At 39.8% G+C, this 13,513-nt stretch carries 14 protein-coding genes; 5 read left to right on the forward strand and 9 right to left on the reverse strand.

From position 1 onward, the window contains the following. A partial coding sequence (locus AB4Z45_RS22805) for a transposase (RefSeq protein WP_441911777.1) occupies positions 1-294 on the reverse strand: 294 nt, incomplete at its 3' end. Between the two features lie 547 nt (positions 295-841). Between AB4Z45_RS22805 and AB4Z45_RS22810 the strand changes: the two genes are divergently transcribed. Both AB4Z45_RS22810 and AB4Z45_RS22815 read left to right on the forward strand, forming a co-directional pair. Next, a complete protein-coding gene (locus AB4Z45_RS22810; protein WP_441911779.1) occupies positions 842-1,840 on the forward strand; it encodes a hypothetical protein in 999 nt (332 codons plus the stop codon). Positions 1,841-1,902: 62 nt separating this feature from the next. After that, entirely contained in the window at positions 1,903-2,622 is a 720-nt protein-coding gene (locus AB4Z45_RS22815) for a hypothetical protein (protein WP_441911781.1), read from the forward strand. A 443-nt stretch (positions 2,623-3,065) separates the two neighbouring features. Here the strand turns inward: AB4Z45_RS22815 and AB4Z45_RS22820 are convergent, their stop codons facing one another. From AB4Z45_RS22820 to AB4Z45_RS22840, 5 genes are all read right to left on the reverse strand, one after another. Then, the gene (locus tag AB4Z45_RS22820) at positions 3,066-3,764 is read right to left on the reverse strand and encodes an aspartate/glutamate racemase family protein (protein WP_441911782.1); all 699 of its coding nucleotides are present in this window, start codon (positions 3,762-3,764) and stop codon (positions 3,066-3,068) included. 43 nt (positions 3,765-3,807) lie between these two features. Continuing rightward, positions 3,808-4,191, reverse strand: a complete 384-nt coding sequence (locus AB4Z45_RS22825; RefSeq protein WP_441911784.1) for a nuclear transport factor 2 family protein — start codon at positions 4,189-4,191, stop codon at positions 3,808-3,810. A 149-nt stretch (positions 4,192-4,340) separates the two neighbouring features. Continuing rightward, positions 4,341-4,949: a hypothetical protein gene (locus AB4Z45_RS22830; protein WP_441911785.1), complete on the reverse strand. Its 609-nt coding sequence runs from the start codon at positions 4,947-4,949 to the stop codon at positions 4,341-4,343. Between the two features lie 34 nt (positions 4,950-4,983). Next, on the reverse strand, positions 4,984-5,511 hold the full coding sequence (locus AB4Z45_RS22835) for a GNAT family N-acetyltransferase (protein WP_441911787.1): 528 nt from the start codon (positions 5,509-5,511) through the stop codon (positions 4,984-4,986). A gap of 101 nt (positions 5,512-5,612) precedes the next feature. Further along, positions 5,613-6,491: a LysR family transcriptional regulator gene (locus tag AB4Z45_RS22840; RefSeq protein WP_339208447.1), complete on the reverse strand. Its 879-nt coding sequence runs from the start codon at positions 6,489-6,491 to the stop codon at positions 5,613-5,615. A 148-nt stretch (positions 6,492-6,639) separates the two neighbouring features. Between AB4Z45_RS22840 and AB4Z45_RS22845 the strand changes: the two genes are divergently transcribed. After that, the gene (locus AB4Z45_RS22845) at positions 6,640-7,518 is read left to right on the forward strand and encodes a DMT family transporter (protein ID WP_441911789.1); all 879 of its coding nucleotides are present in this window, start codon (positions 6,640-6,642) and stop codon (positions 7,516-7,518) included. Between the two features lie 46 nt (positions 7,519-7,564). Here AB4Z45_RS22845 and AB4Z45_RS22850 read toward each other — a convergent pair whose 3' ends face one another. Beyond that, on the reverse strand, positions 7,565-7,933 hold the full coding sequence (locus AB4Z45_RS22850) for a DUF4180 domain-containing protein (RefSeq protein ID WP_441911790.1): 369 nt from the start codon (positions 7,931-7,933) through the stop codon (positions 7,565-7,567). 231 nt (positions 7,934-8,164) lie between these two features. Here AB4Z45_RS22850 and AB4Z45_RS22855 point away from each other — a divergent pair, with 231 nt between their 5' ends. Continuing rightward, complete coding sequence (locus AB4Z45_RS22855) at positions 8,165-11,203, forward strand: family 43 glycosylhydrolase (protein ID WP_441911792.1); 3,039 nt, start codon at positions 8,165-8,167, stop codon at positions 11,201-11,203. An 84-nt stretch (positions 11,204-11,287) separates the two neighbouring features. On the opposite strand, the gene AB4Z45_RS22860 is transcribed toward AB4Z45_RS22855, so the two are convergent. Together AB4Z45_RS22860 and AB4Z45_RS22865 are read right to left on the reverse strand one after the other, a co-directional pair. Next, positions 11,288-11,596, reverse strand: coding sequence for a hypothetical protein (locus AB4Z45_RS22860; protein ID WP_076270544.1), 309 nt, complete (start codon positions 11,594-11,596; stop codon positions 11,288-11,290). 105 nt (positions 11,597-11,701) lie between these two features. Then, positions 11,702-12,580: an AraC family transcriptional regulator gene (locus AB4Z45_RS22865; RefSeq protein ID WP_441911793.1), complete on the reverse strand. Its 879-nt coding sequence runs from the start codon at positions 12,578-12,580 to the stop codon at positions 11,702-11,704. A gap of 116 nt (positions 12,581-12,696) precedes the next feature. Here AB4Z45_RS22865 and AB4Z45_RS22870 point away from each other — a divergent pair, with 116 nt between their 5' ends. Next, entirely contained in the window at positions 12,697-13,479 is a 783-nt protein-coding gene (locus AB4Z45_RS22870; RefSeq protein ID WP_441911794.1) for a phytanoyl-CoA dioxygenase family protein, read from the forward strand. Positions 13,480-13,513: the final 34 nt, after the last annotated feature.

Raw genomic sequence — 13,513 nt, forward strand, 5'->3', positions numbered from 1 at the left:
GGTTAATCCTAAGCCCAAAAACCAGCGATAAGCCAGATTAGTTTGCACTTCACGTTCCAACTGACGCTCCGAACGAATCCCATAGAAGTAGCCTAGGAAAATCATCTTAAAAAGTACAAGTGGATCAATAGCAGGACGTCCATTATCCAACGAGTAAAGATGGCTTACCTTTTTATCAATAAATGAGAAATCGATATACTTATCAATCTTCCGAAGCATATGGTCAGTAGGAACTAAATCCTCAATAGAAACCAATTCAAGGCTTTGTTGTTTTTCGCGATTAGAACGCAGCATAGACGACACCTTCCATTCAAACGAGTTAACTTTATTATAACATATTAACGCGGTGTCGTAATAAACTATGTAAACATAAATATAGCTGTCGAGACTTTCTCGACAGCCTGAGGTTATCTTTTTGATAACCTTCTCTTTTTCTTGATATTTGGTCCTGCTCCTTATCTTAATGACATTGCCTATTTGGGGTAGGTTCTTTGTCTTTCTTGCCCCTTAATAGACAGTATTAACTTTTAAAGTTCAACCTATATTTTTGTATTTTTACAATATAAGACACATTACAACAAAATTAATAAGTACTATAGAACTATCCCTCTAAAAAGCAATAAAAGGTAAAATATTACATAAAAAATGTCGAAGCATTAATAGGTTGGTGTGATTCTGTCAGAAAGGAGTGAAAAAAGCCAATTGATGGCTTGCCTTAAGAAAAGCTTGCTCAATTCACCAGATAAGTGACGAGATAAAACTATATCCATTTGTATCAAATTCCATCTGAGGAAACTGATTTTATGAAGTAATATTTAGGGTGAAGGAGCGAATATTATTCATGAAGAAAACCATTTTCTTACTGTTAGTGTTGTTGATGTTTGTTTCCAGCATAACTGTTCACGCTGCAGTAGTATTAAATAGAACCTCCTCGACGTTCAGTGCCACTTCAAGTTATCGGAGTTATATGACAGATAAAATGAATTGTTATGGTTATGCCATACATGTGTACTATCCTGGAGGTGGGAAGTACAAACAACAACCCGGCGAATTTACAAACAATACTGAAGCTTTTAGCAGTTTAATGAACAGCTATTATAATGCAGCTAATTCGTGGAATAATCTTTATGCCTTTGTAAAAGATCGGATATATGAAGATTTTGCTACATTGAGTACGTCGGAGTCAGAATGGACAATTTCTGAGACAACAGCATCTGCTGCTGTCCCATCTGGAAAAAGAAAAATCGCTCTGACCATTAGGCAATCGGGAATGACTAGTGATTATCATTTTTATTTGAGACACGATGATGGAAAATGGTCACATAAAAGAGGAGAACTGCCAATTACAGATTTGTCGATTGACACAGAAACAGTTATAACTGATTCTAATATAGCTTCTAAAAGTATCGAGGGAGGTTATGTTAATGGTACAAGATATTTTCTAATCGGAAAATCCGCTGTTGTGGACTATCCTCACTATTACGGACAAAATGCAAGTACTCAATATACACAAACCGACTTTAGAGACAAAGCTGGTGATGTGTTAACCAAAAGTTACAAAATTACAAACAGTTGGAATTCTAGATTTGACTATCCTGATGATGTCGATTTCTTCGAATTCACTCCTACGACTAGCAAGTATTATACAATATCAACCGATAGAGGAAGCGGATATGATATAGATGGAATAATATATGATGCTGATGGCAATATTATTGCATCAGATTTTACAACTAGTAATGCATCTTTTAATATTTACTTAACCTCAGGAAAAAAAATCTATATAAAAATTAATGATGCCAAGAAAAATACAGGGTACTATATTCTATGGTGTTCTTAAAATTCGAGGTATTATGAAAATGAAATAGGTTTTTAACTACAATTGGAGAGGAGTGCTCTACTATGAAACAATATAAAAAGTTTTTACTGTTGATGCTTGTGTTAACCATAGTTTTGATTGGTGCTGGGTCAGTTTTTGCAAACGAACAATTCGGCCGGATTTTTGTACCAAAAGAAGATGCGGAGGCATATATAGATCAACAACTCAAATTAAACAATAAGGATATCACATATACACAACGTAATAATAATAATAGCAATGAGGCAAAGCCTTTTTATGACGACCTATACAGTGGTGCAACAAAAGAACAACAGGTAATTTTGGATAAATTAATTGAAGATAAGAGTATGGGGTTGCCTGGAGAGTGGAAAAGGAGTGCACTCATCGCCGTAGGGAAGCTTTCTTCTAAAACTCCCAGAATCACACTGCAAGAAGCAGAAAGACTTAGGGAGAAATATGAGGGAAGCAAACAGTTCTCATCTGATGTGGTCGCAGAATTTAATAAGATTGCTGGGGCGCCTGATTGGGAAGGCGGGAGTGGCATTCCTCGAAGTGTTTATTATTTAAACGATGAACGTTCGGAATCCATCTATGTCATATTCGACAGAGTCCTACATGTAATTACAAATGAAAAAGGTGAAGAGACAGTTAAACCAATTGGCGAACAAACAGTGCAGGTGATACCGGAACCGTCCAGTCAGGTTGAAAAACAATCAAATTTGAATGCAAATAGCGTGCAAGCACCTAATAGCACTCCTTCACCAGTATTATCTGGAAAATAAGTCTTGAACAAGATATTTCAATAAAGATTGTTAGTGAGATGTTTCCTTTTTACTGTCGCTACTGAAAATGTGTCTCGTGAATTGTTCTCATCAATTCTTTATGCGCAAAAAGCCTTCAGAACCGCTGTGCAAGCGGAACTGAAGGCTTTTCCATCAAATAATGGTGACAGCAGCTTATTGTACTAACTCAATTAAAAGATATCTTTTTTTGTGTCAATCTAGCAACTTTTTAAATTTAACAACAGTCTCTTCTACCACCCATTTTCTACTTTTTAATGTGCAGTTTTACAGAAAAACACATCTTCATTTTCAATTTAATATATGCTCTTGATATTGTTTTTATTTCAATGAAAAAAGACAGCCGTTGCTACGGGCTACCTCTTTCTATTAATGTTTCTGAACTTTATCCATTAGCAGGAATACTAATGATGGCAGCCTTCTTCTCAGCCCTTTTGCAATGCAAAGTCAACTGCACACTCCGCATGAATTCTTGCTGTATCATATAATGGGACACTGCAAATATCTTGCGATATAAGCAGTGTTATTTCTGTACACCCAAGAATAATAGCTTCTGCTCCCTGCTCGCTAAGTCGATTAATGATCTTTACATAAGATTCCCTGGATTGTTCATTTATAATTCCAAGGCAAAGCTCTTCATAGATGATGTCGTGTATCATTTTTCGTTCTGACTCATTCGGAATAATGACATCAATCCCAAACTTTTCACTTAGTCTTCCCTTGTAAAATGGCTGTTCCATTGTAAAAGCCGTACCAAGCAAAGCAACCTTCTTGATTCCATCTTTAATTATTTCATTTGCTGTTGCATCTGCGATATGAAGCAGTGGGATGGATACTGCATCCTCTACTTCTTTGGCCATTTTGTGCATCGTATTCGTACATATAATAATGAACTCTGCTCCAGCTAACTCTAGTTTTTGTGCACAATCAATCATGATCTCTGTTGCTTCGTCCCAGTTCCCCTGCTCCTGGAGAGTCTTAATTTGTTCAAAATCTACCGAATACATGATACTTTTTGCAGAATGAAGTTTCCCTAACTTCTCTTTTACCTTTTGATTAATGGTTTGGTAATAGAGCACAGATGACTCCCAGCTCATACCGCCTATCAGACCCATTGTCTTCACGGTGAAGCACCTCCAATGAATGTTATTCTGTTAGCCATTATTCTCAACTATAATCTTCTATCATATAAATTTTTCCTTCTACCATCGCAATTATTGATTTCCCTTTTAACTGTATTTTATCTCCTGCCCCTAATCCATTAGGCAAATCAACAGCAAGTGTTCCTTCATAATCAATCTGCACTTCTACTTTGTCCTCTACAGCATCATAACTCATGATTGTCTGACAGCGGCTAGAGAACATCTGTGAGGATTTTTCCGCCAATTGTATAAACTCTTGTATACCTCTGGTTTCAGTGTTAATTTCGCCATTGGAAACATTCCTGAATATAATATCGTTATGCAAAAACTTAACCATTCCCGCTACATCAAATGAATTATAAGCAGCAACATAATGATTAATAATTGCTTTATCCTCTTCTCGAACCATGATCATTGTCACCTCACTTTTTAGCCTTACACCCATAGCTCATTTCGAATAACATCTTTTTTGTTTACAGCCATATATGACTTTAGAATCAAAATCGTGGTTAGTTAAAATACGTTCATAGTCAGCAGGATCGAGCTTACTTAGGTCGTCTACAAATGCAACAGCTGCTGCTTTACTATCTTTCTGATAGGGTCGCCGCCGATGGCAAAACCCGAAGGGCCCTGATACGCTGTAAACAACCACTTGTTGTTTGCATGATCGTTAGCCTCAAATAAATACGAATAAGCATTTTCATCATCATCCGTCTCAATTAAAGGCGTACCGAATAACGTCATCAATTTACCACGATACATAGCTAATTCTTCACCGTTTGTGCTTATGTGCATAATTTGTGAAGTTAGATTAAGCCTATTTTTCTCTTTAATAAGTGTATAGTCTAAATCACTATATTCCTTAGCTTTAGCAGCGCTGCCATCATCAATGGCTGCTGTTCGCCAGTTGTGTATAATTTTCATAAAATTCTTCGTACCTGGAGTGACATAATAACTTGCTTCTGGCAGCTTATCTTTTTTTCTTTCCAATGTAATAACTAAATTTCGTTTACGTGAAGGACCATTATATTTGCCCACATATTGAAAAGTGGTTGAAGAGTCGAGACACCATAACTTACAATCCTGACGAACGATATCCATTGCATCGTTAATCTCTCTCTGACTAGCCTGATCACGACCATTTACAAAATAGAAAATAAGCATCATTAACAATACAGCTAATAATATAGTCAGCAGCCTTCTAGACATATTCATTTTCTAAAATGGAATATTGATAGGAATCATGCCATTTCTCGTTATGGCGCATATGCTCCCTAATATGTCCTTCATATTTCATTCCTATTTTTTGCAGCACTTTAGCCGATCCAATATTATCTGGGCGACAAGTAGCAAATATGCGATGAAGACTGAGCTCGCGGAATCCAAATTCAAGCAAGGCAGCCGCAGCCTCTGATGCGAAGCCGCTTCCCCAATAGTTATGATTAAAGCAATAACCAAGCTCTCCTTGTGAAGGTTTGATGATGTGAATTCCACAACCGCCGATCAACTGATTGTTCTCTTTCATGACCACTGCGAGTTCATAACCAAGTCGAGGCTGTTGCTTTTGCATATCGGCTATCATATTCATATAATTTTGTGTATCCTCTTTCGAGTTTGGTCCCCATAACATGTACTTCACTACGACCGGATTCGATGCATACACATGTATATCTTCGAAATCATTGGTTACAAAATCTCTTAAAATTAACCGTTCCGTCTCAATGATCACAATCAGCAACCCCCTCGGTTATTTAATTTTTAGTATATTTTACTATGAAATTCCTTTAAACTCTACTATCTTCCTGTTCTTTCGTTCGATCAGCCTGATTCTTATTGCTCCCAATTCTCCAACCATTGCTGGACATAATTCACGAATCGCCTTGCGGAAGGCGATGCATTTTTCATGGATTGGACGGCAATTCCGAGTGAACGGTAGCTGCGCTCCTCGAGTTCCATCACGCACACCTTATGGTCGCGCCCTTGAAGAACAAGCTCAGGCAGGATACTGACGCCAAGCCCATTCTCCACCATGGCAATAATCGCAAAATCATCCCCTAACGAAAACTTAATATTGGGTTTAATCGATGCGTGATCTAGAACCCGCCGGACATCATAATCAGAACCTTCGCTCGAAATGATGAACGGTTCATTTTCGAGTTTGGCTAATGGCAAATAGGACAGCTCACTTAAAGGATGATCCAGCGGTAAAATAGCCAGCATTCGGTCCTTCTTTAGAGGAATAACCTCAAATGTGCCGCGAGTTGGAATAGATATGAAGCCACAGTCAATTTGACCTTCTTCAATCCAGCTTTCTATTTCCTGATAGTCGCCCTCCATCAGCTTAATTTCAATAGTCGGATACTCTTTCTGAAACTGCTTAATCATGCCAGGAAGCCAATGAACCGATACACTGGTGAAGGTGCCTATACGGATTGTACCTGCCTCCAAACCATGAATCGATGACACGACCTGCTTCAATTGTTCGTTCCAGTTTAATATTTCACGAATTGGCTTTAGCATCTGCTCTCCATTTGCCGTTAATTTTATCCCCGACCGTCCTCGGAGCAGGAGGGCAAAACCCAATTCTATTTCCAAACTTTTAATCATATGACTTACGCCCGATTGCGTGAATCCTAGCAGATCAGCAGCTTTTGTCAGACTCCCTTGTTCAACTACTTTCATGAAAACTTCGTATTTATTAATACTCATCGATAGCCCGCCTTTAACATGAGGTTTACTAATGTATATCATAACAAACATTCAATATACTTGTTAATCCTTCCTTAGTATACTGTGTTAGTACTTGGTATCCACCCGGTTCGATTACTAACACTTGCTAAACAAAGGATGGTACAGATTGAAACCGCTGAAAGCCGATTTTCTTATTTTAATGATTACGTTATGTTGGGGTTCATCCTACATTTTTATGAAGCTGGGACTGAATTCGATTGAAGAATTTAATTTGATTGCTCTTCGCTGCGGGTTTGCGTTCCTTTTATCGGCCGCCCTCTTTCACAAAAGCTTGCGTCAAACCGACCTGAAGACGTTAAAATATGCAGCTTTGCTTGGATTATTATTATTTGGTGTATTTACAGGCATTATGTTTGGTCTAAAAACGACCACAACTTCTAACGCCGGATTTTTAATTAGCTTAACCGTTATATTTGTCCCTTTAATTTATGTCACCGTGTTCAAGAAAAAACTTAAGCTTAGCCTCGTCATTGGGGTTTGCCTTGCTATTATAGGTATTGGATTTCTTACATTAAACAGCGAGCTGCGAATATATCCGGGAGATTTCTTATGTATGATGGGGGCCCTATTGTATGCCATACATATTCTAATTACCGATTCTGCGGCGAAAACAACGAATACGTTGAACTTAGGCATTTTACAATTGGGATTCGCAGGCGCTTATGGCTTGTTCTTCTCTTTCCTATTCGAAACGCCCAAACTTCCTAATACATCAGAAGGATGGGTAGCCGTACTCGTATTAAGTATCGTGTGCAGTGCATTTGGCTATGTGGTTCAGCCTTTAGCTCAGAAATATACGACTCCTATCCGAACCGGGCTTATTTTTTCGCTCGAACCGCTGTTTGCTGCTTTGTTCGGGTTTGTGTTCATCAATGAAATATTGCCATTCAAAGGTTATATCGGCGCAGCGCTTGTATTACTCGGTGTTCTCGTATCCGGATGGCACGGTAGCAATAAGAAACAGAAGCAGTTAGCTGTTTCATGAGAAAAAGGCAGCCAATTACGCTTGGCTGCCCTTTTTCTTTATAGCATTAATTGACATTGTGCAGTGCGTCGAGTGCAGCTTGTTTATCTTTTAGAAAGAAAACCTGCTTGCCTTTATTGCATTCATAAATAAAATCCTTCAAGCTTTTGCTTTCATAACCATCAAAATCTCCAACGATTGCGATTTTGACTTGATAATTCGTGTACTTCTGCAAAATCTCCCCGGCAAGCTTTGTTTTTAAATCAAAAAATTCCTCTGTTATATTCGCTTTATGGATCAATAGTTTATGGCAGCCATCTGTATAATTCACAGTTGCCATCAAGTCCAGTGCCCCTTGCACGTCGCTTACTACAATTTCTGTGCTCTCTATAACCGCAACTTTGGAATTCCCCTTCTGATCAATCTCTATTTCCATTATTACTCCACCTTTCGCTAATATTCCATACTTTAACACAAACCCTCCATCTGATAAATAAAAGGACAGAAAAACGCAAAAAAAGCCCGTATTTTACAAATCTATAATCGATAAAAAATGGTAAGTTTGAAGCAATCAATAGGACGAGAAAAGGAGGTAATTTGAGAAGCAGCTATGGAGTAATACTTCCCTACTTTGCATGATAAGAATGAGAAATCAGGAGGCTTAACGATGAAAAGAGTACTAGGAATACTTTTGGCCATGTTTGTTTTTGCTGGCACGATTGTTATACCCGCAAATGCTCGTGCTGCTGATGCAGCAGTGGACGGTCATGGATTGCTGGGCGAGTTTTTTAAATGTGAAAAGAACCYTAACAATCGTGAAGATATTACTATTTTTAATTTTAATGATTTTCGAGGAGAAAGAGCGGTCTCCAATCTAAACGGCGATTCTTTTGCAAGCATTTTCAATCAGCTCTCAGGAACCCCCGATTTTAATACAGCACGTTTTACAGGTACAATCGTTCCAAAATATTCAGAAGACTACACCTTCCATATGGTTGGTGATGATGGTTTCAGACTATGGGTTAATGGAGCATTGATCATTGACTTCTGGCAGCAAGCATGGGAAAAACCACAAGTTAGCACCTCCATTTCATTGGAAGCAGGCAAGCATTACGATATTAAAGTTGAATACTTGCAAGGCTGGGGAGGCACTTGGCTTAAGATGGAATGGAAAAGCGCTAGCCAAAGCAGAGAGGTCGTGCCAGAATCAGCACTTTATATGCCTACAGATCGTGTACTCACGACTAAGAAAGCTGATTTGACCGCAGAAATTCAAAAGGTAGATTACTTAACAGAAAACTTTGCAGACAAAGTAGCAGAAAGCGTAGTAAACAACTTAAACGCTGCTAAAATAACTGCGACAGAGCTTCTTGCCACTATTGATGACAAAGAAATTAGTGATTTAGATAAGGTTGCTTTGCTCGATGATGCCATTAAGAGCGTATCGATTGCCCGTTCTGACTTTATGAAAGAAATGGGAGTTACTAGCTCCTCCGTATCTGATAAATTTAACAACCCGCTTTATCAAGGACAGGACCCTTTTGTCACGTACAAAGATGGTTTTTATTACTTTGTTTCTTCAAGCAATTTAGACTCCAACAATAAAGTTTATGTATCCAAGTCTCGTACCCTGTTAGACCAAGGCGAAAAAATTATGGTATTCGATTCCCAAGGAACACAAACTCGGATTTTTGCACCTGAACTATTCTTCTTTGATGGCAAATGGTATATCTATTATTGCGCTGACTTAAAAGAGTTTGATTACAAGCATATGGCAACGGTTTTGGAATCTGTGACTGACGACCCGCAAGGAGCCTATGTAGATAAAGGCGCCATATATGCAGGTGAAAACGGCGTTTATAAACAAGCCAATGATTTCACGGTCTTCGACTACAAAGGACAATTGTATGCGGTTTGGGGCACTTTAGGCTCCGGCGAACCTATTGGCCCGGCAATTGCGCCAATGGATAACCCCTATACAATTACAGCAGACCGCTCCTTCCTGCCAGGCGGCGGAGGTGAAGGCCCTCGTGTATTGCAAAAGGATGGGAAAGTGTTTATTACTATGTCCGAAGGTGATTATGCATCAAATGGCTATCGTTTATCTTATTTTATGAATACCGATGGCGATTTTTTGAACCCGGATTCTTGGACGCGCACAAATGATGTTTTCGTTGCTACAGATGATGTATCCGGCCCTGCCAGAGCAGGTTTTGTCAAATCGGCAGATGGCAAGGAAGATTGGATGATTTATCATTCGCGCGTATATCAAGATACTGGGCGCAACTGGTGGCGTCAGGTCAATATTCAAAAATTTGATTGGAATTCAGATGGAACACCTCATTTCGGTATACCTGTATCGCCATATGAATGGCAAGACTTGCCTTCTGGTGATTTAGGACTCGGAGAAATGTATCAAGCTGAAGATGCTATTCTTTATGGTGATATTACGAAAGACAACAGCCATTCAAATTATCAAGGAACGGGTTATATTAACCTGCCAAAAAAAGCTGGTGCAGAAGCCAGTTTTGTAGTGAATGCGGCTGAAGATGGTGATTACATCGTGGGTGTTAGATACGCATATGGTGTGCAAGTCGATGGGGAATCCACAAATAATCCTACGACACAGTTGCCGGCAAGAGCAAACATCAATGTATATGTAAATGGCATACAAGTAAAAACGATTGGCCCAGATAAAACGGCGATCAGCTGGGATGAATGGTTTACCGCTTCTGAGCGTTTACGCTTAAAGGCTGGCAAAAATGTGATCAGCTATCGTATTGATAATGGTTCGATTGGCAATGTGAATTTGGACTTTTTGACGATGTATAAGGCAGATGTTCCTAACCTCAATCCCCCTGCTGAAGACGAATTAACGGCGACACTTACAGGTGCTTCTCAAATATCATTAGGTAAAAGCTTCGAAGTAAATTACGGGTTAACGCATGTGTCAACTAAATCGGAAGATGCCATTTATGCTCAGGATCTCACATTTGATTATGATGCCGACAAGCTCGCATTTGTTTCGGCGGAGTCCATAAAGAATGGTCTTATCATTATTGATTCTAAAACGGACGTCCCCGGACAGATTCGGATTTTGCTTGCTAGTCAAGGTGCAGACCATGCTGTCATCGCCGATGGAGAATTGCTTAAATTAAACTGGAAAGCGATTAAAGAGTCACCTAATACGAGTATTACACTCTCGCAAGCGAAGCTTGCCAATTCAGCAGGCGTGGAGACGACACTTGCTCATGTCACGCATAATGTTAAAATCACGAGCACGAATGAGCTGAACAAAGAAGCATTGAATGCCTTAATTGCACAATCAGAGGCAGCCATTCAAGCTGCTGTAGAAGGCAGTTCGCCTGGACAATACCCTGTTGGTTCCAAAGCAGCTTTGCAAGCAGCCATTAACGCAGCCAAAGCAGCAGCCGATAAAGCTGTTAACCAAGCGGAAATTGATCAAGCGGTTACCGCCTTGAATCAAGCACTGCAAGCATTTAAAAACGCAGTCCATGTCCCAACATCAGGAGACACGAATTCAGATGGAAAAGTGACCATTGGTGATCTCGGCATTGCAGCAGCCAGCTATGGCAAAAATTCATCTAGCCCTGATTGGAATGCGGTCAAAAAAGCGGATATCAACCATGATGGCATTATCGATATTGTTGATCTAGCCTTTATTGCAAAAACGATTGTACAATAAAGTTATCAAATCAATCATCAATTCAAAAAGCCTCCTGTCAGTAAAATTACTTTACTGATCGGAGGCTTTTTTTCATATTGCTTCTTACCCTTCCACCACGTCCGCACCCAATTCGCTCGCAACCTCAATCATCTTAGGGATCACGGCTTCATTCGTTCCGGACACATATATATCTCCCTGATAATGCCTGAACGGGATTGTGATATCGCCATAGCTCCACATAAAAAAATCACCATCAATAGACATCGTGGTTTCCCCTTTTACAGTGAAAACGGATGTATACGAAAAATCAGGTTTGGCAGCAAAATAACTTTTGCACTCTTCCAAAGATATGTTTTGCTCCGAATGGTTCTGCTCTTGCATTGTCCTTGTAATTCTATAGCGTTGACTCATAAAGTTACCTCCACTATTGTTCTTATCCTAATCAGCCAGTTAGTCCAGCATCATTAACCTTACACTCTTGCTTCCAGATATTCAACCAATACCGCCATAATATCGCTACAAACCATTGCGGAATTGTCTTGGCGTCATACTCATGTGTTTGCGAAAAATCCGATTGAAGAAGCTGACATCTTGAAATCCGGAACTATATGCGACATGTACAACCTTGTTGCGATGATCCTTCAATAATTCGCAAGCATGCCTGATTTGAAGAGAATGCTTGTAGTCCATGAGGCTCATGCCTGTCGCTTTCTTAAATTTTGCCGTGAAGGATGATACGCTCATGCCGCAGGTTTGGGATAGCTGATTCAACGATAACGGCTGTCGATAATTTTGTTCTACGAAATGCAAAATAGAACTCATCCATTCCTCTTTCGGCAGCGGACTATTATTATTGTTCTCGTTGTTATCCTGATAACGACTTAACAATACCAAACACTCGATCCAATTTGTTTTTATGACGAGCTGATAACCTACCGGCTTTTCATAAAACTCCTTATGAATTTTTTGGAGAAGAAATTCCAAGTGCCCCCGCTGATGCTCGTTCAATGATATATACGGTACAAAAGAGGCGTTTTTCCTTAGAAAAGGAGCGAGATAGAAGAAATTAATGAAGGCGGGTATTTGCAGCAGGACGCCCAATTCCTTCTGAAGCAGTTGCTTCTCAAATAGGAGATTGTATACGATCGTTTCTTCCCCATCGGTGTTAAAGTAGCCATGATAGGTTTGCGGCTCGATGACGAATACATCACCGGTTGCAAGCGGATACCGTTGATCGGCCAATTCATGCAGTGCTCCGCCCTTAACCACATACACAAGCTCAACAAAATCATGTGTATGCGCAGGAATGACCTCACCTTTTTTAATTTGATAGCGCTGTATAAAAAAAGGAAACTCTCTGTCCTCGAAAAATGCATTTCCATTTAGAATAGACAATTCAAGTCCATCCTCCTTAGCAGATCGTCCTACTTTTTTTGTAGATCATCCAAGAATTCGAACAGCTCCCTGTCGTAAAGTAAACCTAAGAACTTTATATAAAAGGGAGAATGGTTATGTTGAATGATAAGAGGGTTTTGACTGAAAAGCAAATCATTTTTTATCGGGAAAACGGTTTTGTTCAAGTGGATAATGTACTTTCCGAGGACGAGCTGCAAGAACTGAGGACGTATTTGGAAGAAGCAATGCGTGATACTACAGGGCGTTCCATTCAGACGGACCAAGCTGGCGGCTCTTACTTCAAAGTGCTGAATCAGCGTGTAAACACATGGAGAGATCATGGCGGGATGGCCCGGTTCGTGTTAGGCAATCGTTTTGCAGATATGGGCAAGCAGCTTACTGGATTCGAAGGAATCCGTTTATTTCATGATCATGCCCTCTTGAAGATGCCGAATGATTCCAAGCCAACGCCTTGGCATCAAGATTGGCCATATTGGCCGATGCAGGAAAGCGGAGCATTCTCTATTTGGATCGCGCTGGATGATGTGGATGAGAATAACGGCTGTATGATGTTTGTTCCGAAATCGCAAAAAATAAAAAATTTAAAAAGCATCGACTTAGTTGCTCCAAGTGATATATTTGCCGATGCAGGAGCTCAAGACGTGGATAGAAACACTGCGGTGGTCGTGCGTATGAAAGCCGGAAGCTGTACCTTTCATGACGGGTTGACGTTCCATTATGCGAATGCCAATCATACCGATAAACCGCGGCGCGCGCTTGCTATTATTTTCATGCCGGATGGCACCATATTTAGCGGAAAGCCGCACAGCTGTACGGAAAGTTTGGGTCTAGCAGCTGGGGACCGCATACAAGGCGGATTGTTCCCGAAACTAGCATAAAAGATAAATTTCAAACAACTTATCAATAATGTTA

This window comes from Paenibacillus sp. MCAF9 (assembly GCF_052114265.1).
Classification (GTDB): Bacteria; Bacillota; Bacilli; order Paenibacillales; family Paenibacillaceae; genus Pristimantibacillus.